Source organism: Oryzibacillus soli (assembly GCF_051594765.1).
GTDB lineage: Bacteria > Bacillota > Bacilli > Paenibacillales > NBRC-103111 > Paenibacillus_AR.
Genome location: NZ_JBPPGJ010000004.1, coordinates 288235 through 312622, shown reverse-complemented (window position 1 = coordinate 312622; position 24388 = coordinate 288235). Strand labels below are relative to the sequence as shown.

At 56.7% G+C, this 24388-nt stretch carries 15 protein-coding genes; 13 read left to right on the top strand and 2 right to left on the bottom strand.

Going from position 1 to position 24388, the window contains the following annotated elements:
- Nucleotides 1–14: 14 nt before the first annotated feature.
- A complete protein-coding gene (locus ACSEXW_RS07330; protein ID WP_438445456.1) occupies nt 15–3677 on the top strand; it encodes a 3-keto-alpha-glucoside-1,2-lyase-like domain-containing protein in 3663 nt (1220 codons plus the stop codon).
- Between the two features lie 73 nt (nt 3678–3750).
- Here the strand turns inward: ACSEXW_RS07330 and ACSEXW_RS07325 are convergent, their stop codons facing one another.
- The gene (locus ACSEXW_RS07325; protein ID WP_438445455.1) at nt 3751–5550 is read right to left on the bottom strand and encodes a cache domain-containing sensor histidine kinase; all 1800 of its coding nucleotides are present in this window, start codon (nt 5548–5550) and stop codon (nt 3751–3753) included.
- A gap of 46 nt (nt 5551–5596) precedes the next feature.
- Complete coding sequence (locus ACSEXW_RS07320; protein WP_438445454.1) at nt 5597–6361, bottom strand: response regulator transcription factor; 765 nt, start codon at nt 6359–6361, stop codon at nt 5597–5599.
- A 252-nt stretch (nt 6362–6613) separates the two neighbouring features.
- Here ACSEXW_RS07320 and ACSEXW_RS07315 point away from each other — a divergent pair, with 252 nt between their 5' ends.
- From ACSEXW_RS07315 to ACSEXW_RS07260, 12 genes are all read left to right on the top strand, one after another.
- The gene (locus tag ACSEXW_RS07315) at nt 6614–7543 is read left to right on the top strand and encodes an ABC transporter permease (protein WP_438445453.1); all 930 of its coding nucleotides are present in this window, start codon (nt 6614–6616) and stop codon (nt 7541–7543) included.
- A gap of 20 nt (nt 7544–7563) precedes the next feature.
- On the top strand, nt 7564–8445 hold the full coding sequence (locus ACSEXW_RS07310; protein WP_438445452.1) for a carbohydrate ABC transporter permease: 882 nt from the start codon (nt 7564–7566) through the stop codon (nt 8443–8445).
- Nucleotides 8446–8523: 78 nt separating this feature from the next.
- Nucleotides 8524–10083 (top strand): DUF3502 domain-containing protein, encoded by a 1560-nt coding sequence (locus ACSEXW_RS07305; protein WP_438445451.1) that lies wholly within the window; start codon nt 8524–8526, stop codon nt 10081–10083.
- Nucleotides 10084–10155: 72 nt separating this feature from the next.
- Nucleotides 10156–13158, top strand: a complete 3003-nt coding sequence (locus ACSEXW_RS07300) for a glycosyl hydrolase (RefSeq protein WP_438445450.1) — start codon at nt 10156–10158, stop codon at nt 13156–13158.
- Nucleotides 13159–13170: 12 nt separating this feature from the next.
- Nucleotides 13171–17745 (top strand): discoidin domain-containing protein, encoded by a 4575-nt coding sequence (locus tag ACSEXW_RS07295; protein WP_438445449.1) that lies wholly within the window; start codon nt 13171–13173, stop codon nt 17743–17745.
- Between the two features lie 114 nt (nt 17746–17859).
- Nucleotides 17860–18255 carry a GNAT family N-acetyltransferase gene (locus ACSEXW_RS07290; protein ID WP_438445448.1) on the top strand — a complete coding sequence of 132 codons (396 nt, stop codon included), beginning with the start codon at nt 17860–17862 and terminating at the stop codon, nt 18253–18255.
- Between the two features lie 190 nt (nt 18256–18445).
- Nucleotides 18446–19252, top strand: a complete 807-nt coding sequence (locus ACSEXW_RS07285; RefSeq protein ID WP_438445447.1) for a class I SAM-dependent methyltransferase — start codon at nt 18446–18448, stop codon at nt 19250–19252.
- A 16-nt stretch (nt 19253–19268) separates the two neighbouring features.
- Complete coding sequence (locus tag ACSEXW_RS07280) at nt 19269–19904, top strand: DNA-3-methyladenine glycosylase I (protein WP_438445446.1); 636 nt, start codon at nt 19269–19271, stop codon at nt 19902–19904.
- Between the two features lie 268 nt (nt 19905–20172).
- The gene (locus tag ACSEXW_RS07275; RefSeq protein ID WP_438445445.1) at nt 20173–21333 is read left to right on the top strand and encodes an LLM class flavin-dependent oxidoreductase; all 1161 of its coding nucleotides are present in this window, start codon (nt 20173–20175) and stop codon (nt 21331–21333) included.
- A gap of 14 nt (nt 21334–21347) precedes the next feature.
- Entirely contained in the window at nt 21348–22667 is a 1320-nt protein-coding gene (locus tag ACSEXW_RS07270; protein WP_438445444.1) for an ABC transporter substrate-binding protein, read from the top strand.
- A gap of 3 nt (nt 22668–22670) precedes the next feature.
- Entirely contained in the window at nt 22671–23543 is an 873-nt protein-coding gene (locus ACSEXW_RS07265; protein ID WP_438445443.1) for a carbohydrate ABC transporter permease, read from the top strand.
- A gap of 16 nt (nt 23544–23559) precedes the next feature.
- Nucleotides 23560–24375 (top strand): carbohydrate ABC transporter permease, encoded by an 816-nt coding sequence (locus ACSEXW_RS07260; RefSeq protein ID WP_438445442.1) that lies wholly within the window; start codon nt 23560–23562, stop codon nt 24373–24375.
- Nucleotides 24376–24388: the final 13 nt, after the last annotated feature.

Here is a 24388-nt window from a genome sequence, read left to right as displayed (position 1 = left end):
TAGGAGGAGAATGAATGGTATCTACTCAAGTTCGTCTTGCCGCTCGGCGCATGCTCTTGTTGCTGCTCGCCCTGCTGCTCCTGCTTCCGGCCGTTGGCGTCCGCCCGGAGAAGGCGCTGGCCGCGGGGGGACGCGAATCCGTCTCCCTGAACGGCATCTGGGATTTCTACCCGGACGGCGGCACCACCCGCTATGACATCACGGTTCCGTCCTACTGGGACTCTCCCGATGACTACGGCTATCCCTCCTCCTGGTCGACGCTGGGCTACGGCGTCTACAAGAAGAATTTCACCGTCCCGTCCTCGATGGCCGGACAGGAGATCTTCCTGACGTTCGACCAGATCGCCCCCTTGGCGAAGGTGTTCGTCAACGGAATCCAGCTGCAGACCGAGACGGACGGCTACCTCATGACCCGTCTGAAGTACAAGCTGGACATCACGTCCGCCGCCGTGACGGGCGGGGTCAACTCTCTGGAAGTCCGGGTGTGGGCCTCCTCGGCTCTGCCTGCGGATGCCAGAGACAGCAGCGGCTTGGCGCTCTATCCCATCGGAACGGACCACTATGCCTTCGGGCAGGGCCGGGGCATCGTGGATGATGTCCGCTTGGAGTCCACGCCAAAGGTCTATGTGTCCGATGCGGTGATCGTGACGAACCTGCAGAACAACACCGATCCGGCGGATGACACGGCGCAGGTTTCTGTAACCGTTACCAATATGACGGGCACCGCCCAGACGGTGACGGTCAAGAACAGCGCGGCCTTGGTCGGCGGCGCCGTGGAGAAGAGCTTCGCGGATCAGACGGTGACTGTGCCGGCCGGCGGAAGCCAGACCGCAGTCCTGAGTGCGGTGCCGTGGACCAATGCCAAGTATTGGTGGACCCACGACCCTAAGCTGTATGATCTGAACACGTCGTTGGTTCAAGGCTCGGTTACCCTGGATTCCAAGGCGACCCGGTTCGGCTTCCGGCAGTTCATGGTGACGAACAATTACTTCCAGCTGAACGGGATCAAGACCAACCTGTTCGGGGATGCGCTTCAGTTCAACTGGCACATCCGGAGCCTACACGGCACGGATCCCAGTCCGTACCAGGGGCTGAAGGATTCGAACATCGCCCATGTCAAGAAGGTGATGGACGAGTGGAAGGGCACCTACAACATGGGCCGTACCCATATCGGCGGAGCCATCTCCGAATTGTACGACTATGCCGACCAGATCGGGCTGCTCCTGATCGATGAGAATCCGTTCTGGCAGTATCAGAACAGCGGCAGCCAGACCGCCGACGGCTTCGACCATGTCACCAAGTGGGTCAAGCAATGGGTGAAGGAGAACCGGAACCATCCGAGCATCGTCATCTGGAGCGGTGGCAACGAGAACTGGACCGCCCCTAACCTGGTTCCCGTGGTCCGCGACGCCGTTCTGGCGGTGGACGCCACCCGGCCCATCATCCAGGACGCCATGACGACGGAATCGGAGGAGAACGTCCACTATTGGGGGGGCTATCCGATCGGCGGGTTGAACACAACCAACCTGTACGGTTTGTACAAGAACAATGCGACGAAGCCCAAGGGGGAGGGCGAATCCTACACCCCGTCCCAAGGATGGCCCACCTTGAATGCGGATGGAACCTACAACAGCACGCTGAGCAAGGATTATCTGAACGACAATATCGTCTCCCAGGCGGTGTGGCACCGGGCCACGGACCGGATGGTGCGCGGGATGCGCTACACCGGCCTGGCGGATATCCGCTATTATTCCGATTGGATCTATTCCTACGAGCCGATCGAAGCCACCTTGTATCCGGTATGGACCGATCTATCCGCACCCGGGGTGAAGCCGGTCAAGATCGACCGCCCCGTGATCAACGTCTTCTCGCCGGCGTACCCCGCGTTTATCCCTTCGGACTCCTACACGTATACGAAGAACACGTTCTCGCCGGTGGCTGCCTTCGACAAGGCAGCGGACCAGAACAACCGCATCGGCGTTGCCCCCGAGGTCTTCACCGGCGGCACGGCCGCCACCCGGACCGTCATCGTCTATAATGACGAGCAGCGGGACGGAACCAACATCGATGTCTTCTGGGAAGCGGGCTTCCGGAATCCGGCGGATAACAGCTACACGGCCTTCCAGACCGGGCAATTCGCGGCCGCTGTGCCCTATGGCGGCAAGACGGAGCAGTCGCTCTCCTTCAACGTTCCGGCCAGTGTGTCCGCCCGTTGGCTGGAGCTGAAGCTGACGACCAAGAAAGGCGGCGTCACCAAGTTTCAGGAGTCGACGCAGCTCGGAGCGGTCGGCAGCGTACCGCCTGCCAAGATCAGCGTGCCCTCCGTCATCCTGTTGGGCGTGAAGAACGTCTCCAACGCCGGTCAACTGCACAAGATCAAGCTGGTGAACAAAGGAGGGGGCCTCTCCACCGCATGGAGCGTCACCGGGCAGGGGGAATACCTGACTCTGTCCCAGACCTCAGGCAATCTTCGCGGGGAGCGGGAAATCTACTTCCAGATCAACCCTCAGGGGCTCACCCCCAATACTTCGTACAGCAAGACCTTAACCTTCACGGAAGCCGGAGGCAGCAGTGCCACGCTTACCGTGCAATTCCAGACCGACGCCAACCCGGGCGGCGGAACGGAGGCCCTCTTCGATGACTTCGAGGACGGGAATGCCGACGGTTGGACGACGAACGGCGGGGTGTGGAGCGTGGGGACGGATGGTGCCACCAAGGTATACCGGCAGTCGGACACGGCCGCCGTCAACCTCCATGCCGCAGGCGGCCTCTCCACCCTGACGGATTACGAGGTATCGGCCAAGCTGAAGTCAGCCTCCCTGGGCAGTCCGGCCGGAGTCGGACTGGATGCCCGCTACCAGAATGCGGACAACACCTACAATTTCCAATATTACAATAACGGCAATCTGATCAAGATTCAGAAGTGCGTCGCCGGTGTCTGGACCACCCTGGCGTCCAAGGCCTACACGCTGAACACGGGAGTCTGGTACACCTTCAAGGCCGTTGCCAAGGGGAATACGCTGGAGTTCTGGGTGAACGGCACGAAGGAGCTGACCGCCACGGACACGAGCTTCACCGGCGGCAAGGCCGGATTGAACGCCCACCGCGCGGACGTCAGCTTCGATGACGTATCCGTTGTGCCGATCCTGCTCGAGGACAACTTCGACGACGGCAATGCGGCGGGGTGGACGACGACCGGGGGCACCTGGAGCGTGGCGACGGACGGCACACCGGCCTACGTGCAGACGGACGCCCAAGCGGCCGGTGTCAATTCGATCACCGGCAACGCGACTTGGACGGATACAGCGGTCAGCGCCAAGCTGAAGGCCAACGCCTTGACCGGAACGTATTCCGGCATCGGACTGAACCTCCGGTACAAGGATACGAGCAATCTCTACAGCTTCTCCTATTATTCCGGTGGTGCCGGCTCGAGTGTCCTGAAGATCTCGAAGTGTGTGAACGGAACATGGACCGACCTGGCCACCATGCCGTATAGCTTGACGCTCGGCGCCTGGTACAACTTCCAAGCCGTCGCCGACGGCAGCACGCTGGAGCTGTGGGTCAACGGCACGAAGCTACTGACGGCCACCGACCCGAGCCTCACCTCGGGCAAGGCAGGCCTGTTCTCGCACCGCGCTTCCTCCGTCTTCGACGACGTCCGGATCACCGGACGGTAGCCCCAGTACAACAGAACGTCCGGCCTGCATCGAAGAGATGCAGGGCCGGACGTTTGTTTTGGTGCGAATGGCTTCAGACCCCTTCGTCCTTGGCCAGCCGAATCGTGACGCTGGTTCCTTCGCCGTACACGCTGGAGTACGACAGCCCGAAGTCCGCTCCGTAGACCAATTGGATCCGTTCATGGATGTTGCGGACTCCGAAACCGCCGGTCCGCTTGCTGGAGGCAGCGGTCAGCAGATTCCGGAGCTGGTCCTCCGGAATTCCGATGCCGTCATCCACTACGGTCAGAACCAGATCCCCGCCATACTCCGCTGCGGTGATGCGGATGGTTCCCGTTTCCGCCTCCCGCCCGAGGATGCCGTGCAGGATCGAATTTTCGATGATCGGCTGCAGGGTCAGCTTCAGCATACGGCTGTTCATCAGCTCCTCGGGAACGTCGATCTGAAGCCGGATCCCGTCGTCGAATCGCATATTCTGGATATGGACATAATGCGTAATATGCTCCAGCTCATGGGATAAGGTCACCCATTCCTGCCCGTTGCTCAGGCTAAGGTGGTAAAATTTGGACAATGATTGAACCAGCTCCCCGATCTGCGGAGCCTGAACATCCGCTGCCATCCAGTGGATCAGATCCAGCGTGTTGTACAGAAAATGGGGGTTAATCTGGGCCTGCAAGGACTTGAGCTCCAGGTTCTTGACCTGCTGGCCGAAGGCGTATTTCTCCTCCAGCAGCGTGGAGATATTGGTGATCAGAACGTTATAGTTCTGGATCAGCTCCCCGATCTCGTCCTTATGATAGGACGGAATGGGCGTATAATAGCTGCCCTGGACCGTTTTGCGTATATGAAAAATAAGCTTGCGGATCTGCTTGGTGCTCCGGACCGAAAAGAAGTAGGAAAGCAAAAACGACAGAGGGACAATCAGCAGCACGATGAGAATCATATTGTTCTTCGTGTGGGTGTACGGCTCCATCATATCCGCCCAGGGGATGGCCGTGGCGATCTTCCAGTCGGAGTAGGGAATGCTCTGGATCCCGACCAGATATTCCTTGTCGCGGAAGATCACGTTGTCCTTCCATTGAAGCGCCGGGTAAGTGACGTTGGGGAAGGACTCGCGCAGAAGCCCGATATTCTCGGGATGCTCCCAGAAGGTATCCCCGGCGCTGGTGCTGATGACCTCCCCGTAGCTGTTGATCAGGAGGGAGGAAGAACCGGCCGTGTACTTGACCTTGTCCAGCATATCCGAGAAGACGGTCTCGGGGACATCCAGCCTTAGGACGCCCAGGGTCTTGTCGTAGCTCATCAAGCTGGGGATCTTCCGGACCAGGGAGAGGGAGGGAGCGCTGCGGCTCTTCTCGGAGGCTTGAACCGGCAGCCATACGCTCTTGCGTGTGCCGCTGATTCGGGAGAACCAGCCGGCGTTGGTCGCCTGGGACAATTCGAAGAAGGTTTCGTTCTCCTTGGACAGGCCGATTTCGTCGGGAATGTACATCCGGACCCCCTGGACCGGGAAGGACTTGGAGGAGCCGAACAGATTGGTGAGCGCCATGGAATCCTTGACCTGCTGAAGCTTATCTCCGGTGAACTGCGTGGTATCCCGGTTGAAGGTGGCCTGCACCTGCTCGTCAAATACAAGCTGCTCCATCGTATGCTCGATGGAGCTCAGGATGAACGTCATATATTCCAGCGTCTGGGCAACGGTCTGTCCGGCAGAATAGATGGAGCTGTCCCGAGCGTTTCGGGAGGTCTGATAGAAGCTGATCGTCAGAAACATCAGGAAGGTGAACATCACGATCACCAGGTGGGAAATAAAGATCTTATGATGGAAGCTTACGCCGGTTTTCTTGCGGAACTCCGGGAACACGATTCTCATGGCCTGCCTTCCCTCCTGCGCGCATAGTGGCGGCGTGAAACGGCGATCAATTGGAAGCCCCGCTGCGATATTGGGTAGGGGTGCAGCCTGCGTATTTCTTGAAGATGGTGGCGAAATAAGTGGAATCGGTAAAGCCGGTCAATTCGGCGACCTTATACAGCTTGTCCGGACTGCTCCGGAGCAGCTGCTTGGCTCGTTCGATCCGGGTTTCATTGATGAAGTCATTCAGCGTCTGCCCCGTCTCCTTCTTGAAGAAGGTGGACAAGTAGCTGGCGTTCATATCCGCATACCCGGCAATACTCTGAATGGATAAGGACGGATCATGGTACTGGTCGTTGATATAGCGGATGATCTGAATGACCTTCAGGTTGGTGATTTCCTTGTCAGCCGGCTTGTGAAGCTCCCCGTCAACCACTTCATGCCGGCTTGACTCCTCGCGGTGAAGCAGGGTGACGGCTTCGGTGATGGCGCTGCACACCTCTTCCATATCCACGGGCTTCTCGATGTAGCGAAGTGCCCGCAGCTGGATGGCGGATTTCAGATACTCTTTGTCAGCGAAGCCGCTCAAGAAGATGAGCTTGCAGGAAGGAAGCTGGTGGCGGATCACGGTGGCCAGCTCAATCCCGTCCATCCGGGGCATCCGAACATCGCACAGCAGGATATCGGGCGGGTGGCTGCGGGCAAGCTCCAGCGCTTCGGTCCCGCTCTTGGCCAGCCGGACCTCGTCGATGCCTAATCTGCGCCAGGGGAGATGCTTCTCCAGGCCCTCCCGGGTTTTCTTCTCATCATCGACAATCATCAGTCTGATCATGCCGCACGCCTCCCGGAAGTAAGCTCGGAATCTCGCACGGCCGTTTGTGAACGCTTACCGGTGCAAGATCACCAACATTATAAACCGGATGGATGGATTACTCAATCCTCTACATAATCCGATAAATTCAAAGGGAATCTAACGTTTGTCGGGGTTCGAACAACGGGGCCGTTTGCTACAATTAGGACATACAAAGAAACGGAGGGACTGGAAATGCGAAGTCATACTGAAGCAGTGTCACCCGGGAGTCTATTGAAAGCGCAAACAGAGATCGCTTGGCTCAAGGAGCTGAAGAAGAACAAAATCTTGTTCATCATGCTGGTGCCGGCCGTCGTGTACATCATCATCTTCTCTTATATTCCTCTCAGCGGATTGGTGATGGCATTCAAGAAATATAATTACTCCGACGGATTCTTCATGAGTCCCTGGAACGGCATCGAGAACTTCCGGTTCTTCTTCCTCTCGGGCAAAGCCTGGCTGGTTACACGCAATACCATGGTCTATAATCTGGTCTTCATTATCTCCGGAACCGTCATGGAAGTGATCTGCGCCATACTAATCGCAGAGATGCGGGGAAAATATTATAAGAAGACCACTCAGTCTCTAATGTTCCTGCCCTTCTTCGTATCATGGGTTATTGTTGCCACATTCATCTACAATATATTCAATTATGAATACGGTATCATGAATTCCGTTCTGAACGCCTTCGGCTGGAGCTCCGTCGATGTGTACAGCATGCCGATGGCTTGGATGCTCATCCTGCCCTTGTGCGCCATCTGGAAGGGAGTGGGGTACGGCTCCATCGTCTATCTGGCTGCCATCATGGGCATCAGCAAGGAAATGTATGAGGCGGCCGAAATCGACGGAGCCAACAAGTTCAAGCGAATCTGGCACATTACGATTCCGCAGCTGACGCCGACCATCGTGATCATGGTGCTGCTGGCGGTGGGACGGATCATGCGGGGCAACTTCGAAATGTTCTACCAGCTGATCGGGACGTCGGCCAATCTGTATGATACCACCGACATCATTGATACGTTCGTATTCCGGTCCATGACGACGGGTTCGGACTTCGGCATGATCTCCGCCGCATCCTTCTATCAGTCCATCTTCTGCCTCGTATTCATCGTGGCCGTCAACCAAATTGTGAAAGCCGTGCAAAAAGACTATGCTTTATTCTAACGGGAGGGAAGGACCTTCACATGCGAAAATCTTATGATGAAATCATATTCAATCTAATCGCCAAAGGGTTTATCGGCATCATGGCCCTATTCTGCGCAGTTCCGTTCGTCATGCTCATCTCCGGCTCCTTCTCGTCGGAGGAATCGATCATGAAGCATGGCTACAGCCTGTTTCCGAGGGGCTTCTCTACGGATGCATACAAGTTTATCGCCGACAGTCCGCAGAAAGTGCTGAACGCATACGGCATCACCATCTTGGTTACCTTCGTATCCTGCGCATTGGCCTTATGGCTGATCAGCATGACCGCTTATGTGCTGTTCCGCGAGGATTTTAAGTGGAGAAACGGGTTTGCCTTCTTCTTCTATCTGACGACGATCTTCAACGGAGGGCTGCTGCCCGCCTACATCCTGATGGTTCGTTACCTCCATCTGAAGAACAGCCTGCTGGCACTGATTCTGCCGGGGATCTTCAGCGTGTTCTTCCTCCTGATCATGCGGAACTTCATGAAGGGCACCATTCCGGTGGAGCTGATGGAGTCCTCCAAGATTGACGGAGCAGGTGATTTCTACATCTACTGGCGCATCGTCCTGCCCTTGATGAAGCCGGCACTGGCCACCATCGGCTTGTTCGAGGTCATCGGGTATTGGAACAACTGGTACAACGCCATGCTCTACATCAACAAGGAAAGCCTGTTCCCCCTTCAGTACCTGCTGTACCGGATTCTGACCGCGTCCCAAGGCATATCCGAAGCCGCCATGAACTCCGTTAACGTTCAGACCGTACCGAAGGAAACCTTCAAGCTGGCCATGACCGTGGTTGCCATCGGCCCGATTATTCTGGCGTATCCGTTCGTTCAGCGTTTCTTCGTGCAAGGGATTACCATCGGCGCCGTCAAAGGCTGATCAAGTGGATTTGCACAGCGGAGTCCGTTTCTTCGCTTGTAAATATAGGACTTCATACTACAGGAGGGTGTTGTTCTCATGATGAACAAGAGAAAATGGGCAAGTGCGGTGCTGGCATCCATGCTGACCGCTTCCATGGCAGTGGCAGGCTGCAGCAGCGACAAGGGAACGGAGCCTGCTGCGAGCACGGGCGCTGCGGCAACCCAAAGACCGGATCTGAAGGAGGTCAAGCTGAAGGTATACGCGATGACCTGGGGGCAGCAGAAGGCCGACAACAAGCTGGTCATGGACGAGGTCAACAAGCTGTTGAAGCAGAAGATCAATGCAACCATCGAATATACGATTGACATGGCCAACGATTCGGACAAGAAGGTTCCCCTTATGATCGCGTCGGGGGAGGATTATGACGGCGTCCAGATGCAGGCCCCCATCTTCCAATCGGAGGTGGCGAAGGGCGGATTAAGAGAGATCGGGGACCTGCTGAACAAGTATATGCCGCAGCGAATGAAGGGCACCTCGGCTTATGATCTGAAGGATGTCACCTATGACGGCAAGCTGTACGGCATCCCGGGAGGTGCTCCCTCCTTCGTGCCGCAGGGCTGGATTATTCGTGGCGATCTTAGGGAAAAGTATAACATTCCGGAAGTGAAGGACTTGGCCAGCTTGAAGAATTACTTGGCCGTCTTGAAAGAGAAGGAGCCTTCCGTCATCCCGTACAATACCTCCGCCGGCGATGTCATTTCCTTGAATCAGGCTCTGATTCAGAAGAAGGGCTACGTGTCTGTACCGGGCATGCCGGCTAATGCGGGAACGCTGTATTATCAGTTCAATGCGGACAAAGTAACCGCCGTCTATGATTATGAGCTCCCGGAATTTAAGGATTATCTGGCGCTGACGAAGGATTTCACGGATAAGGGCTACTGGTCCAAAAATGCATACGCGTCCAAGAACACGTCGCTGGAGGCTTACAAATCCGGCACCTCCTTCTTGGGAACCGGGCACTCCGTGGCGGCCAACGATACCTCGATCATCCTGAAGTCGACGAAGCCGGACTGGAAGGTGGAGTTCGTCCGCATCGACAATAACTTCCGGGACCGCCCCAGCAGAGGTATGGCCTTCGCCATCCCCAAGTCGGCCAAGAACCCGGAGCGTCTCATGATGGCGCTGGAGCTGATCCAGAACGATCCTGAGATCAACGCGCTGATGGAATACGGGATTAAGGACGTGCACTACACGCTTACGGCGGACGGATCGGTGAAGCCCACCAAGCAAGGAACGGACAGCTTCCCGCCCGACCAATTCCCTCTGATCTGGACCAGCCGGAACGCGGATCTGATCAAGAAGGTGGATGGAAGCATTCAGAACCTGATGGATTTCCAGAAGAAGGACAATATTGAGAAGTTCTCCGTCGTGAACAAGCTGGGCGGCTTTGTGATCAAGAAGGATGCGATTACAGCCGAGTTCGCCGCTGTGACGGAGGTTGCCAATACGTATAAGCCCCTGGTTAACTTCGGAGGGTTCGATCAAGTGGATGCGTTCCTGAAGGAATACACCGACAAGATGAAGTCCGCCGGCGCGGAGAAGGTGAAGGCAGAGGTTCAAAAGCAAATCGATGCCTTCATGGCTGCAGCGAAATAAGGATCCCTAACAAGCCCCGGCTGATGAATCGGCTGGGGCTTGCACAAGAATATATAGAAAGCAGGAGAAGACATGGAGAGAGAAGCCTACTTGAATCCCCCCAAGGAATACCGCCCGACCGCCTTCTGGTCCTGGAATGACCGTCTTGAGCCGGAGGAGCTGAAGCGGCAGATTAGCCAGATGGAACAGTCGGGCTGGGGCGGTTTTTTTATGCATGCCCGGGCAGGGCTGCAGACCGAGTATATGTCCGAGGATTGGATGACATCCATCAAGCTGGCGGTGAATGAGGCCAAGGAAAAGGGGATGTACGCCTGGCTGTACGATGAGGACGGCTGGCCCAGCGGCTCCTGCGGCTGTACGGTGCCGAGAATGGATGAGTCCTACCGGGAAACCCATCTCTACATGGCCGTCAACGACATCCCCCATAACCGGGAGGACATTCAGGTGCTGCGGGTGTACCGCGCCAAGAAGTCGTTCGGCAGTTGGGCCCGTTCCTACCGGGACCACAGCATCGATTATACGCTGGAGGCTTTCGAGTCCATCAATCCTGGGGAAGCCGGAGCCACAACCGGCGACGATACGGTCGTTCTCTATTTCTACCGCTGGATTGCGCCGCTCTGCAATGCCCGCTTCCGGGGCGCAAGCTACGTGGACTTGATGAACCCGGATGCCACGCGGGCTTTTATCCGGTCCACCCATGAGCGGTACCGCAGGGACAATGCGCCGGAATTCGGAGGCACGATACCGGGGATCTTCACGGATGATGTGACCGTGCTCTGGGATGTATTCGGGAACAAGAAGAATGCGCTGCCTTGGACCGGACAGCTGCCGGAATGGTTTAGCCGGGAATATGGCTATTCCCTGCTGGACTGCCTTCCCCATCTCTACTTTCCTCTGGAGGGGCACGAGAGAGTTCGGCATCACTATTACAGGCTGATCAGCAAGCTGTTCGCCGAACATTACACGAAGGTGATCTATGATTGGTGCGGGGAGAACGGGCTGCAAAGCACCGGCCATCTGATGGCGGATGACTACATCAACTTGGACGTTATGCTGCATTACACCTATATGCATACGCCGGCAACCGACCACCTTGGCCTGAAGTGCCGGAATCTGATGGTGAACAGGCGGATGCAGAGCGTCGCCAGCCAGTTAGGCCGAGAGCGGACCATCTGCGAGGTGTTCGGGGGAGCGGGACAGAATCTGACCTTCGAGCAGCAAAAGGCGGTGACGGATTGGCTGGCCATCAATGGAGTGAACAGCCTGACCATGCATCTGTCCCTCTATTCCATGAGGGGGCTAAGGAAGCGGGATCATCCCCCGGTCTTATCCTGGCAGCAGCCTTGGTGGGAATACAACAAGACCATGGCGGATTATCAAGCGCGACTCTGTTATGCCTTAAGCCAAGGCCATAGGGTGGTGGACGTGGTGGTCATCGACCCGGTGGAAAGCAGAAGCGCCTGCTATTCTCCTCTGGATCGTTCCTTGAGCGACAAGATTACCCACGTCGTGCAGCAGTGTCAGGAGACCCTGCTCCGGAACCACTATGATTACGAGCTGGCCAGCGAGGCGGTGATGGCGCAATACGGCAGGGCCGGTGACGGCCGGCTTCATATCGGCAGGTCAAGCTACAAGCTTGTCATCGTTCCCAAGGTCATCACCTTGCGGGAAACGACCTTGCACCTGCTCCAGGAATTCATCGCATCCGGCGGCCGGCTTCTCCTATTGGATGCTCTGCCGAAGCTGGTGGAGGGAAGCTCATCTCCGCAGCAATTACGGGAAGCGCTTACAGGTGCGAAGGTGGTCCCGTCCTACCGGTTGGCTGAATCGATGCGGGATTCGGGGCTTACGCCACGGGTCAGCATGACCCTGGAGAATGGGGAGCCGGCCCGGTCGATGCTGTATCATCTACGGGAGGACGGTGACCGGCAGATTATCTTCTTGACCAATCAGGATGAAGCCAACGGCTGTAAGGTCCGGTTGACTCTGGATGGCATCTGGGAGATCCGGAACCTGATCTTGAATAACGGCCGGGAGGAGCGCATCCCCAGTCAAGTACGGGAGAAGGCTACATCCTTCACCTATGACTTCGCGCCGGGAGAATCCATGCTGCTGCAGCTCGTGGGCAGAACGGCGCCGGATAGCGGTTTGGAAGAACTAGGAGAGGAGGTGGGAGGAAGAATTACCCGATGCATTCCCGTCAGCAGCACCTGGAAGCTGGAGCTGTTGGAGGCCAACGCTCTGACTCTGGATTATTGCTCCTATTCGACCGGCGGGGGCTTGTCTGCTCCGGCTGAATACGTCCTGAAGGTCAAGCAGCGTCTGCAATCTGCCGGGGAAGCGTACGCTCTTGCTTACTCCTTTACGGCGGATGGCTGGAACGGCAACGGCGGCTATGTGGTGATGGAGGATCCGGAGCACTACACGGTCCGACTCAATGGCAAAGTGATCAAAGCCACAGAAGGGGAATGGTGGAAGGACCCGGCATTCCGCAAATTGCCCATAGACGGTCTGGTGCAGGACGGAGTAAATGTGCTTCAGCTGGAGAGCAGCTGGCTGGGGGAAAATGTGGCGGAGGCCGTTTATGTGATCGGCGACTTCCAGGTCCATTCGGAGGAGGATCGGTATTTTACCATTCGCCCCCGTAGGAAGGAAGAATGTACGGGTAACTTGTCGAATAGCGGCTGCCTGTTCTACGCCGGCAATGCGGTACTCCACAACCGGTTCACCGTAAGCCTCCGAGAGGGAAGACGATACGTTCTTCAGCTGGAGCGATTGGACGCGGTCCTTGCAGAGGTCCGGATCAACGGACGGACAGCCGGCGAGATCTGGCATAAGCCTTATAAGCTGGATATAACCTCTTATCTGGTCGAAGGAGAGAATCATGTTGCCCTGAAGCTGGCGGGAACCCTGCACAATCTGCTTGGCCCCCATCATATGGACAGCGTCCCCGACAATCCGTTTATTTCCCCGTTCAGCTTCGAGGATTACCGGAACTGGCAGGAAGGCTATTATGGGGCTCCATTCGGGGTTCAAGGCGCGGTTGTGAACGAAGAAGACATGAATCCATTATAAGAAGGAGGTTTCATGATGAAGAAGAAGGCTTTGAATTGGGTGGTGCTGTTTTTGCTCCTCATCCAGGCGGCAGGCTTGCAACCATTTCAAGGAGTGGCCCATGCGGAAGAAGGGTTTACACCGGTGTCCATCGGCTTCGAGCCGGCGGAGACCGGGACTTGGTACAGTACGGTGCTGGGGGGCTATACCTGGGAAGCGGACTCTGCCGTTGCCCATTCCGGCGAACGGGCATTGAAGCTGGCGAATGCGGGAGGGGATACGGTTACAACGAATAAAGTGGATGTGGACAATACCAAGACGACGGCACCGGTTGCGGCGCCGAATATCGGGATTGTGGCCGGCAAGCGGTACACGCTGGAGTTCTGGTACAAGACGAACAACTACCAGAAGCTTGTCTCCTCCGGCGGAGCAAGCATCATCTTGCAGCCCTACTCCAATACGACCTCCTCGAAAAAGGTGATCTACGTCAGCATTCCGGTGCCTGCGGAGGCAAGCAGCGGCTGGATCAAAAAGACCGCAACCATCGACCTGACCGGCACCATCCAGGATTACTCGGGCAATACCCTCGTGCCGAACCGCCTGCGCATGCTGTTCCGGCTTGCCGGCTCTTCGGGCGAGATCCTCTTCGACGATGTCCAGATTTATGAAGAGGGCCAGTCTCCGTCCCCCAGTCCTACCGTGATACCCTCAACTACTCCCACGGTGACGGCAAGCGCAACGCCTGCCCCATCCGTAAGCCCGACCGGGACTCCGACGCCATCGGTCAGCCCGTCGGCCAGTCCGACCGCAACGCCGAACCCGGAGGGATTGGTGTTCCAAGCCGGATTCGAAACCGGTGATGCGGTGAGCTGGACGGAGAAGGAAGCGGGCATGCAATCCGATTACGACTCCACCGTCAAGCGTTCCGGTGACCGCTCCTTGAAGCTCACCAACGTTAGCGGGACGACGGACACGACCGCTAAGGTCGATGTCGACAATCTGGTCAACCGGGTTCCTAACATTCCCATAACCGGTGGCAAAACCTACGAGTTCGAGCTCTGGTATTTGACTCAAGGCTACGACAAGGTCGTCTCCTCCGCCGGGGCGGTCGTTACCCTGCTGCCGTACTCCGGGACCAAGCAGCTCTCGGGTACCGCCAGCATCACCGTCCCTGAGACGGCCAGCACCGAATGGACCAGAATGTCCGTCCGGTACGCCTTGCCCGCGACGATCACGAGCAGCGGCCAAGAGTATGCGCCCGATTCCTTGCGGGTTCTGATCCGCTTCAGCGGGACGCAGGGCACCGTCTGGCTGGATGATTTCTCGATGAAGGCCCTGTATCCCCACGACGGCCTCGGCCTCGGCGAAACGGTGATCCAGGCGGGTTTTGAATCGGGGGAACCGACGGCATGGAGCAAGAGTGCGGTTGGGAATGACGGGTATCTGGATTCCACCATGACCTTCTCCGGCGAACGGTCGCTGAAGCTGTTCAATCCGACGGGAGCGAAGGACACCAGCTATAAGCTGGTCTACGAGAATGTGGTGAACGGCACTCCGGCGACGCCGATTGAAGAGGCGCGTTCCTATACCTTATCCTTCCGCTACTTCACGAGAGATTATCAGAAGTTTACGTCTGACGGCGGGGCCACCATAACCGTCTACCCATATTCGGGAAGCAGCATGCTGAAGGAGTACCAGAAGAGCTTTACCATCTCCGACGATCTCATGTCCGGATGGGCAAGCAAAGCCATCGCCTTCGATCTGCCCGCCACGATTAAGGATTATCTTAACGTGGAGCGTGTCCCGGACCGAATCCGGATCTACATCAAGCTTGCGAATGCAAGAGGAACCGTATGGATCGACGATCTGAGCATCAAAAAAGGCGTGCTGAACCTGGCGAGTCAGACCAGCCCCGTGGTAAGTGACACGCAAACGGCGGTGATCGAGACGAGGCTTCAAGGAGCGTGGGCGTTCCTGGCCGGAAGCTCCGCCGTTTACGCGGAACAGAAGAAGATCAGACTGGACGACAATGATGCGGATGCTCAGCCGATTTTTCAGAACGGCAATCTGTATATTCCAGCCCGGTTCGCAGTAGACAGATTGGGCGAGGGGATCGTGTGGAAGGAAGCCGGCCAGACGCTCACTTATCAAGGGCAGCCTGTAGCTCTGGAGGCGCCTCCGCTTACAGCTGGAGGGATAACCTATATTCCGCTTCATGCACTAGCAGATGCCATGGGCAAGGTGGTGTTCCAGGACACCCGAGGACTACTGATCCTAAGCGACAGCATTGTGGCCATTCCTGGAGAAGACGACACGCTGATCCTGGATATGATGCGCTACCTGAATTCAACAGCCGGGGTGATGGCGAAGCCGGTGCTCGTTCCCAACGAGAACCTGCCGGAGCCGGCGTATCTTCCCGCGCCCGAATATAGGGGAGAGGGGATGCCGTTTGCCGTTCCTTCGATTGTCCTGACAGCGAATACGAGGGCTGCGGTGGATGCGGCATTGGCCAACTTCACCTTCAAGCATGACAGCATGCTGAATACGGTGGATGAGCTTCTGTTCATCAAGGGCCAGATTGAAGCGGGCGAGGAGCCCTGGGCCAGCAGCTTCGAGAAGATGAAGCAATCCAAGTATGCATCCAAGACCTATACCCCCAGTCCCGTTGCGATTCCATCGGCAGGCATCAACGGGGCCAACGATCAAGGCGCCAACGCCGAATCCATGGACTCGGCCGCAGCCTACACGCAGGCGCTCATGTGGATTCTAACGGGAGAGGAGGTCTACGCGAAGAACGCGGTCAAAATTCTGAACGGCTGGGCCAATGTGATGCAATCCCACGGCGGAGCCAACTGGTACCTGCAGGCCTCTTGGGCGGGCTCCAAGTTCCCCGCCGCCGCCGAGCTGATCCGGGCGACGTACCCCGGCTGGTCGCAGGAAGAGATCGATGCGTTCAAGGGGATGCTGAACCGGGCGTTCCTGCCGCTGCTTAACCAAAGAATGGCTTATGGCAACCGCCTGCTCTCCGTATCCAACGCCTTGGTCGCCATCGGGGTGTTCAACGAGGACAAAGCGGCGCTCCATCAGGGTCTGTTCCAATACTTGAGCTATCTTCCGCATTACGTCTATCTCTCCACAGACGGCGACAAGCCGAAGGCAACGGATTATTGGCTGCAGCGTCCGACCAACGAAGAATACTACCAGATGCACAGCAATCAGTATTCCCGGGAAGCATCGTGGGTGCTGGCTCCCAACAACCCGAAGCCCGGCGTGTATGGCGACGATACCACCATGTTGACGCAGAGCAGTCTGGAAGAACAGTGGTATTATCCGGGCGTCTATATCGACGGACTCGTATCGGAGACCGCCCGGGATCTGGGCCATGTCGAACTGAGCATTGGAGCCGTTTCCAATATATCGGAGATTGCATGGAATCAGGGAATCGACGTGTATACCCTCTTCAAAGAGAGGCTGGGCGCCTTCCTGGAAACGAATGCCGCCCTGCGCCTTGGGTATGTCATCCCGGATACCTTGAACGGCGGCTTCCTCGATCCGCAGGGCATCAGCCCCACCTATGAGATCCTGTACAATCATCTGCATAACAGACTGGGCATGGAGCTTCCGGTCACGTACGATTTCATCAATCCTTACATCCGAGCTGCGCAAGCCTATGGAACGGTTCCTTCCCCGAATCTGTTCGCGACCAATGTGGCGGCTCAGACCAACCTGCACATGCTTTGGGAAACGCTTACACACGCCCAGCTTAATAACAAGGCATCGGCTCCTCCGGTACCGCCTTCTGATCCTTCCGTCATCTTGGGAGTCCTCGGCGGCAGCTTCACCCAGGGTGCTCTCCACCTTGGGATTCCGGCCCAAGCCTTCGGCGGAGCCATCGCCGTCAGCGTCACGGAGTCCACCTACGAGCAGCCCGTCGACCAGGGAGCTGCCATCAGCAAGATGTTCCGCGTTCATAAGGATAAGAGCGGGAGCTTTTACAAGCCTGTCACAGTCTCGATTCAGGTATACGGAAGGACCTTCGATACGGAGCAATACGATTACGGGATCTATGAGTACGTGGAAGGAAGGAATACATGGATTATTCTGAATGATAGCCAATTGGATGTGTCAACCGGAACCTTAAGCGGAACGGTCAGCCACTTCGGTTCGTTCGCCGTGTTCGAGATGGAGAAGCAGGTTCCTCCAGAGATCGAGCCAGGGGGCATAATTCCGGTCGCGTCGGCCATAGCAAGCGATCATGACGGGAACCTGCCGGGATTCGCCATCGACGGCGACTTGAGCACGCGCTGGTCGGCCCTCGGTGAGCAGTGGCTGGAGCTGGATCTGGGCAAGATCTATAGCATAGACAGCGTAGGCATCGCCTTCCAGAGCGGGGATGCGCGCGCATCCAAATTTGATCTTGAAGGTTCGGCGGACCGGGAAAACTGGACTCCGGTCTACAACGGTCAATCGTCCGGCACTTCGGCTGACATCGAGAAATTCGCCTTAGGGAAGATGGACGTCCGATACGTCCGTTACAACGGCCATGGCAACACCTCCAACGGCTGGAACAGCATCAAGGAATTTGAAGTTTACAAGAGTATGAACTAACGACCTCTGGAGCGTTCGCCGAAGCTTCAAGTATGACTATATTTAATTTTTCCTTTGCAGGTATCCTCATCCAGGAGTAAGATAGTTCAATCTGTATGATGAGGAGAATCGAACATGCTGATCACTAGAAATGACTCCCTTCATGTGAAGGAACTGAATGAGCTGTTGAAACAACAAAATTGGGGAATCGAATCCCTTGATAAGCTGCAGAGAGCGCTGGATCTCTCGTGGGGATGGATCTGTGTTAGGAATGACCGCAACGACCTGATTGGGTTCGTGCAGGTACTCTCAGATGGGATCAAGCATGCCTATATTGTGCGGCTTCTGATCCATCCTGAATACAGAGGCTTAGGCTACGGCAAATCGCTGATGAAGGAACTGCTTAACTGGCTTGAAGAAGAGAAGCTGAATCCGGTCTTGATTACAAAACCCAACGAAGAATCGTTCTACAATTCATTCGGTCTGACCAGGGAAAACGGCGGCTTTATTTCACTATTCCAATGGAGATAGCAATGGGGTTATGACACGGACGGAGGATTATGGGCCTGGGAGGTAAACGGCGAATAGCGGTTTATTTCTCAGGCTTTTTGACATTATCAGCAGTTGAATGGGCTGGGCATATATGGTAGTATAAAGTTGATACAGGGAACATTTGTTCCCTGTGCTCATTTTGATAGAACTCCTTGGAGAGGGTGTCTATATGGACAATCATTCTGTCTATCGAACGAACGTAATAGGTGCTGGCGAGGCTGGAGTTGCCGTCTCGGTCGACATGGAAAAGAATGTTGTACACCAAACGAACAGCTTATTCTGGAATACAATTGGAAATGATGTGTTGGGGGCAACCTCACTTCCTCTATATGGAGCGTTTGTCTCCGAAGAGAAGTGCCAGCTATTCGGCGACGTATCCGGAAAGAGGATCCTGGAGATCGGCTGTGGAAGCGGCCAATCGCTGCAATATGTAGGAGAACGCCATGCATCTGAACTATGGGGGATGGATATATCGGAGAACCAAATCGAAAAGACCAGGCAGCATCTGTCCGCGCATGGTCTCTCCGCCCAATTAATCTGTTCTCCGATGGAAGATACATGCGGCCTGCCAGAGGATTACTTTGATATCGTATATTCGATTTATGCCATAGGCTGGACCACCGACCTTGAAGGAACTTTCAGCAGAATCGCATCTTACCTGAAGAAAGACGCCCTATTTATCTTCAGTTGGTCTCACCCGATACACAAATGTGTTGTTGCGGATAAGAACGGGCTTACTTTCAAAAAGAACTATTTCGATGAATCTTGGTACTCGGTCTCTCTTGGTGAAGGAACGTTAACGTTATCGGATCGAAAACTATCCACTTATGTGAATGCGTTGGCTCAAGCGGGATTCGTCATTGAGCAGCTGGTTGAGCAATCCGATGAGGAGATGCTGCAATCGCGCAACAACGACTTTGCCAATAAAGCAAGGATGCTTCCTGTCACTTTTGTACTCAAAGCAAGGAAGCGATAAGAATCGGGAGGGGCCAATGAACGCAACGATAGTGGGACCTGATGGGAGATTACGATGCCGCTGGTGCGGAGCTGTGCCGGAATTTCTTCCTTATCACGATACCGAATGGGGATTCCCGGTCAGCGACGATCGGCGGCTGTTCGAGAAGTTATGTCTGGAGAGCTTCCAATCCGGACTGAGCTGGCGTACGATCCTTGCGAAGCGGGAGAGCTTCCGTGCCGCGTTCCATCATTTCGACTTCAATCAGATCGCTCGCTATACGGAGCATGACCTCGACCGCCTGCTCGGGGATCAAGGCATCGTCCGGCATCGCGGCAAGATCGAGGCGGTCATGAACAATGCGAAGCGGGTACAGGAGCTCATCCAACGAGAAGGCTCGCTGGCCGCCTTCATCTGGCGGTATGAGCCGGATCCAAGCCAGCTTGCCAAGCCGCAGACCGCATCGACATCAGCCCAATCCATCGCATTGTCCAAGGAGCTCAAAAAGCAGGGCTGGAAATTCGTCGGACCAACTACGGTCTATGCCTTCATGCAAGCAATGGGGTTGATCAATGATCACGCCAAGGATTGCGCCATCCGGGCAGAGGTGGATGCCGCCCGCCGGCATTTCCAGCGCCCTGGAGCAGCCGCATCCAATTCTAATCCAATCTGAAACAACCTTAACGGAGCCTCGCGGTATGCGGGCTCCGTTTTTTTGGCATAGACAGGTCACCCGCATGGTGGAGATCATCAGCTCCTCCCATACACCCCACAAATTGACAAACGGACCTCCACTCGATTTGACATTGACCCCTAGGCAGTCCCTTGGTATGATTCTAAATAACAACAAAACCCATTGGATTTGTTGGAAATAAAACAATCCATGTGACTTACCCTTCGATGGATGGTCCGAGAGATCAAGACGAAGGAGGAACCTATACATGAGCCAAGAACAGCAGGTGGAATTCGGTTGGTTTCTTCCGACGACGGGGGACAGCCGCCACATTGGGGTTCCCGCAGAACGAGAAGCCACGGCATCGTATTTGATTCAGGTTGCCCAAGCAGCCGAGAAGGCGGGATACGCCTTCGCCCTCATCCCCGCCGGGGGCGATTGCCTGGATGGGTGGACCGTCGGCTCATGGATCGCTGCCCATACAAATACCTTGAAGCCGCTGATCGCCCTGAGACCGGGGTATGTCGCACCGGTGCCGGCGGCACGAACAGCCGCCGCCTTCGACCGGCTGTCGCAGGGCAGGCTCCGTCTGAATGTCGTGACCGGGCATTATGAGGCAGACTTGAAGGCATCGGGTGACCCACTTTATGACAACCATGACGCTCGATACGAACGGACCCGGGAGTTCCTGGACATCTTCCAAGGTGTATGGGATAGCGGGCCGGAATCTTCCCCAGAGGGCTACCACTACCAAGGCCGCCATTACTCGGTGGAAGGCGCCGTTTGCAGACCGAGACCGGTTCAGACCCAGCCCCCCCTGTACTTCGGAGGAAGCTCTGAAGTGGGGAAACGGGTGGCTGCTAGGCATGCCGACGTCTATCTGATGTGGGCGGAGCCTCTGGACTGGATCCGCGGGCAGATCGAAGAGATGGAGCGATACCTGGATGAAGCGGCGGCGGATCACGGCACCCGGCGAACGCTGCGCTACGGCCTTCGGGCCCAGCTCGTCGTCCGGGAAACCGAGGAGGAAGCCTGGGAAGCCGCCCGCGAGATCCTCCGTCTGGCCCCGGAGGAGCTGAAGCTGTCGGCGGCGGAATATCAGCGCAAGAGCGGCGCCGTGAACCAGCGGCGGCAGATGGAGCTGTACGAAGGCTCCGCCGGACAGGATTATGTCATCGGCCCCAATCTGTGGGCCGGCTTGACGGCGGTCCGGGGAGGTGGAGCCGTGGCGCTTGTCGGAACGCCTGAACAGGTAGCCGACCGGATTCTTGAATTCGTCGAGGCCGGCATTTCGTCCTTTATCTTATCCGGCTACCCGCATCTGGAGGAAGCCGAGATCTCCGGCAGGCTGCTGCTGCCGTTAGTTCAGGAGCGTCTCTTGGCGCGCCGGAACCCATCCCATGAAACGCCGCCTGCAGCGCGGCTCTAGGAGGTAAGTCCATTATGAAGCGAACACATCGGGGAGGTACTGCCCTGCCCCTGATCTTATTGTCCGGACTCATCCTGTCCGCCTGCAGCTCCACCGGAGGGAGCGGCAATATGGCTGCTCCTTCCACAGCGCCGTCCGGAGCCTCCGCCGCTGCTGCATCCTCCCCTAAATCCGCCGAACCGGTCAAGCTCAGCTTCATCCACTGGCGCGGGGAGGATATCAAGTCTTTTGATGCCATCATCAAGAAATTCCAAGCGGAGCATCCGCAGATTACCGTCGAGATGCAGACCTTCCCGTCGGACCAATATCAGTCTACCGCCCAAGCCAAGCTCTTGGACGGCTCTGTCGGCGATGTATTCACCTCCTTCCCGGGGGCGCAATTCGAAGCGATCGCGAAGGCCGGCCTATTCACCGACCTGTCAGGCGCATCCTTCCTCTCCCGATTCACCGGTCCGCTGATTGAGGCCGGGCAGAAGGACACGAAGCAGCTGGCTGTGCCGTACCAGCTGGTCTACAACATCCCGATCTATAACGTAGACCTGTTCGAGAAGTATGGAATTACCCCGCCCAAGGATTGGAACGGCTTCCTCGAAGCGGCGGAGAAGCTGAAGAAGGAAGGCATCACCCCCATCGCCTTCGCCGGTGCGGGCATTGGGCCCGGTCAATTCATGAACCCCATGGTCATGAACAATGCGCCGGATCCGCAGATATTCACCAAAGTGGAAGCGGGGACCGCCAAGCTCACGGATGCCTGGTGGGTGAAGACGCTGGCTCAATTCAAGGAGTTGAACGACAAAGGCTACTTCCAGAAGGATGCCGTTGGCACGAAGGATGAAGGAGCCAACGCACTCTTCGTCCAAGGGAAGGCCGCCATTCTGGCGTCGGGCTCGTATCAGCTCGCACCGAATAAGAAGATGAACCCCGCCTTAAAGCAGAAGCTGCTCGCCCCCATTACGGTACCGGCGGACCAAGCGGTATTCGAGGGAATCCACACCACTACGTTCATGCTGGCCGTGAACAGCAAGTCCAAGCATCCGGAGGAGGCCAAGGCCTTCATCGAGTTCTTGAGCCGCAAGGAAATCGCAGGCCAATACGCGAATGAAACCGGCCAGAACGTAACGGTGAAGGATGTGCAATATGAGAGTGAGGAGCTGAAGACCACGGCGGAGTGGGCCGGCCGGAAGACCCGGTTCCAACCCCGCTTCAGCATCACGAATGGGGAGATTCAGAAGGCGGTGGTCAGCTCCATCCAAGCGGTGCTCTCCGGCAAGACGCCGGAGCAGGCAGCCCAGGAAGCCCAGGCCATCGTCAACCAGCAGATCGGTGCCAAGTAGACGATGAAGCGCACGAGGTCTCTGCTGCCCTTTCTGTTGCCGGGCCTTCTCCTGTATGCCGTTTTGTTCGTCTACCCCTCGCTTACCGGTCTGTATTATTCCTTGACCGACTGGGACGGGATATCCCCGTCCAACCGGTTCGTCGGGTTGGAGCAATACGGCAAACTCATGGATCACATCGTCTTCCGCAAGTCCCTGGGGAATAACCTGAAGTTCATGCTGGCCGTGGTGCTGCTGCAATCCTCCGTCTCGTTGGTGCTGGCCCTCCAGCTATGGAGGAAATCGAGGTTCCATACGGCGCTTCGCTCCTTATACTTCGTCCCGACAATTCTCTCCTCCGTGGCGGTCGGCTTCATCTGGACGTTCCTCTATGACCCGACTCTCGGCCTGTTGAACACCTCTTTGGAACGGGGGGGATTGTCCGGTTGGACCCAGAATTGGCTCGGGAATCCGAAGCTCGCTCTCTATTCGCTGGCCTTCGTCCAGGCATGGGCGCATATCGGTCAGATGGTCATCCTGTTCGTGGCGGGACTCCAGTCCATTCCGTCTGAGCTTCTGGAGGCGGCGCGGATGGACGGAGGCAGTCGAAGGCAAGTGTTCTTCCGGATTACATGGCCGCTCTTGGCCCCAGCCGCCACCATCGTCGTGGCTTATACCACGATCCAATCCTTCAAGGCCTTCGACCTGATCTTCACCATGACGAGCGGGGGACCCAACTATTCGACTGAGATTCTGTCCACCTTCATCTATAGTACGGCGTTCACCAACTATTCCTTCGGGCTGGCTTCCGCTGCGTCGGTGCTGTTCCTTGTCTTGATCGCCGCCATCACCTTCATCCAATTCCGCCTGCTGCGTGCAGACCGGATCACTTATTGAAAGGAGGGCTAAGGGAATGCTGCTTCGATTCACTCGGGCGGCCCTGTTGACGGGCTTCGGGGCGGCGGTTCTCCTGCCGCTTCTCCTCGTCGGCGGCGCATCGCTCAAGTCCGCCCCAGACTTCTATGCGGATCCGCTGGGCTTGCCCAAGCAACTGTTCTTCGGCAATTATTCAGCGCTCTTCGAGAACCAGCCCATGTGGTCCTACTTCCGCAACAGCGCTGCGGTTACCCTGGGGACGGTAGGTCTTGCGCTTCTCCTATCCGGCATGCTCGCGTACGGTATCGTTCGCTCCCGGAGCCGGTGGACCCAGGCTGTCTACGCCGTATTCGTCCTTGGCCTGGCTGTTCCTTCCCAAGTGAACATGCTGCCGATCTACAGCTTCGTCCGCCGGCTGGGTCTGACGAACAGCCATGCCGGACTCATCCTGGTGTCGGTCTCCGTGCTCCTGCCGTTATCCGTCTTCATGCTGGCCGGGTTCATGAGGTCGCTGCCCCACGAGATCCTGGAGGCGGGCTCCATTGACGGTGCAGGAGAATGGAGGCTCTTCGCAACGGTGGCCGTTCCCTTGTCAGCACCTTACTTCGCGGCGACTGCCGCGTTCTTGTTCGTCATCGTGTGGAACGATCTGCTGTTTCCCATGATGCTTTTGAACGGCCGGGAGAAGCTGACGCTGCCCTTGGCCATGCTGCAATTCCGGGGAGAATATGTCTCCAACTACACCATGCTGATGACCGGAGTCGTCATTACGGCGCTCCCCATGATCCTGATCTATGTGTTCCTGCAAAAATATTTCATCACCGGCATGCTGGCCGGCTCCTTGAAGGGCTAGCCCAGACAATCCA

Excerpts from the sequence above, each read along its gene's own strand:
- ACSEXW_RS07330 (WP_438445456.1), top strand. The coding sequence starts at position 15 with ATGGTATCTACTCAAGTTCGTCTTGCCGCTCGGCGCATGCTCTTGTTG.
- ACSEXW_RS07325 (WP_438445455.1), bottom strand. The coding sequence starts at position 5,550 with ATGAGAATCGTGTTCCCGGAGTTCCGCAAGAAAACCGGCGTAAGCTTC.
- ACSEXW_RS07320 (WP_438445454.1), bottom strand. The coding sequence starts at position 6,361 with ATGATCAGACTGATGATTGTCGATGATGAGAAGAAAACCCGGGAGGGC.
- ACSEXW_RS07310 (WP_438445452.1), top strand. The coding sequence starts at position 7,564 with ATGCGAAAATCTTATGATGAAATCATATTCAATCTAATCGCCAAAGGG.
- ACSEXW_RS07305 (WP_438445451.1), top strand. The coding sequence starts at position 8,524 with ATGATGAACAAGAGAAAATGGGCAAGTGCGGTGCTGGCATCCATGCTG.
- ACSEXW_RS07300 (WP_438445450.1), top strand. The coding sequence starts at position 10,156 with ATGGAGAGAGAAGCCTACTTGAATCCCCCCAAGGAATACCGCCCGACC.
- ACSEXW_RS07295 (WP_438445449.1), top strand. The coding sequence starts at position 13,171 with ATGATGAAGAAGAAGGCTTTGAATTGGGTGGTGCTGTTTTTGCTCCTC.
- ACSEXW_RS07290 (WP_438445448.1), top strand. The coding sequence starts at position 17,860 with ATGCTGATCACTAGAAATGACTCCCTTCATGTGAAGGAACTGAATGAG.
- ACSEXW_RS07285 (WP_438445447.1), top strand. The coding sequence starts at position 18,446 with ATGGACAATCATTCTGTCTATCGAACGAACGTAATAGGTGCTGGCGAG.
- ACSEXW_RS07280 (WP_438445446.1), top strand. The coding sequence starts at position 19,269 with ATGAACGCAACGATAGTGGGACCTGATGGGAGATTACGATGCCGCTGG.
- ACSEXW_RS07275 (WP_438445445.1), top strand. The coding sequence starts at position 20,173 with ATGAGCCAAGAACAGCAGGTGGAATTCGGTTGGTTTCTTCCGACGACG.
- ACSEXW_RS07270 (WP_438445444.1), top strand. The coding sequence starts at position 21,348 with ATGAAGCGAACACATCGGGGAGGTACTGCCCTGCCCCTGATCTTATTG.
- ACSEXW_RS07265 (WP_438445443.1), top strand. The coding sequence starts at position 22,671 with ATGAAGCGCACGAGGTCTCTGCTGCCCTTTCTGTTGCCGGGCCTTCTC.
- ACSEXW_RS07260 (WP_438445442.1), top strand. The coding sequence starts at position 23,560 with ATGCTGCTTCGATTCACTCGGGCGGCCCTGTTGACGGGCTTCGGGGCG.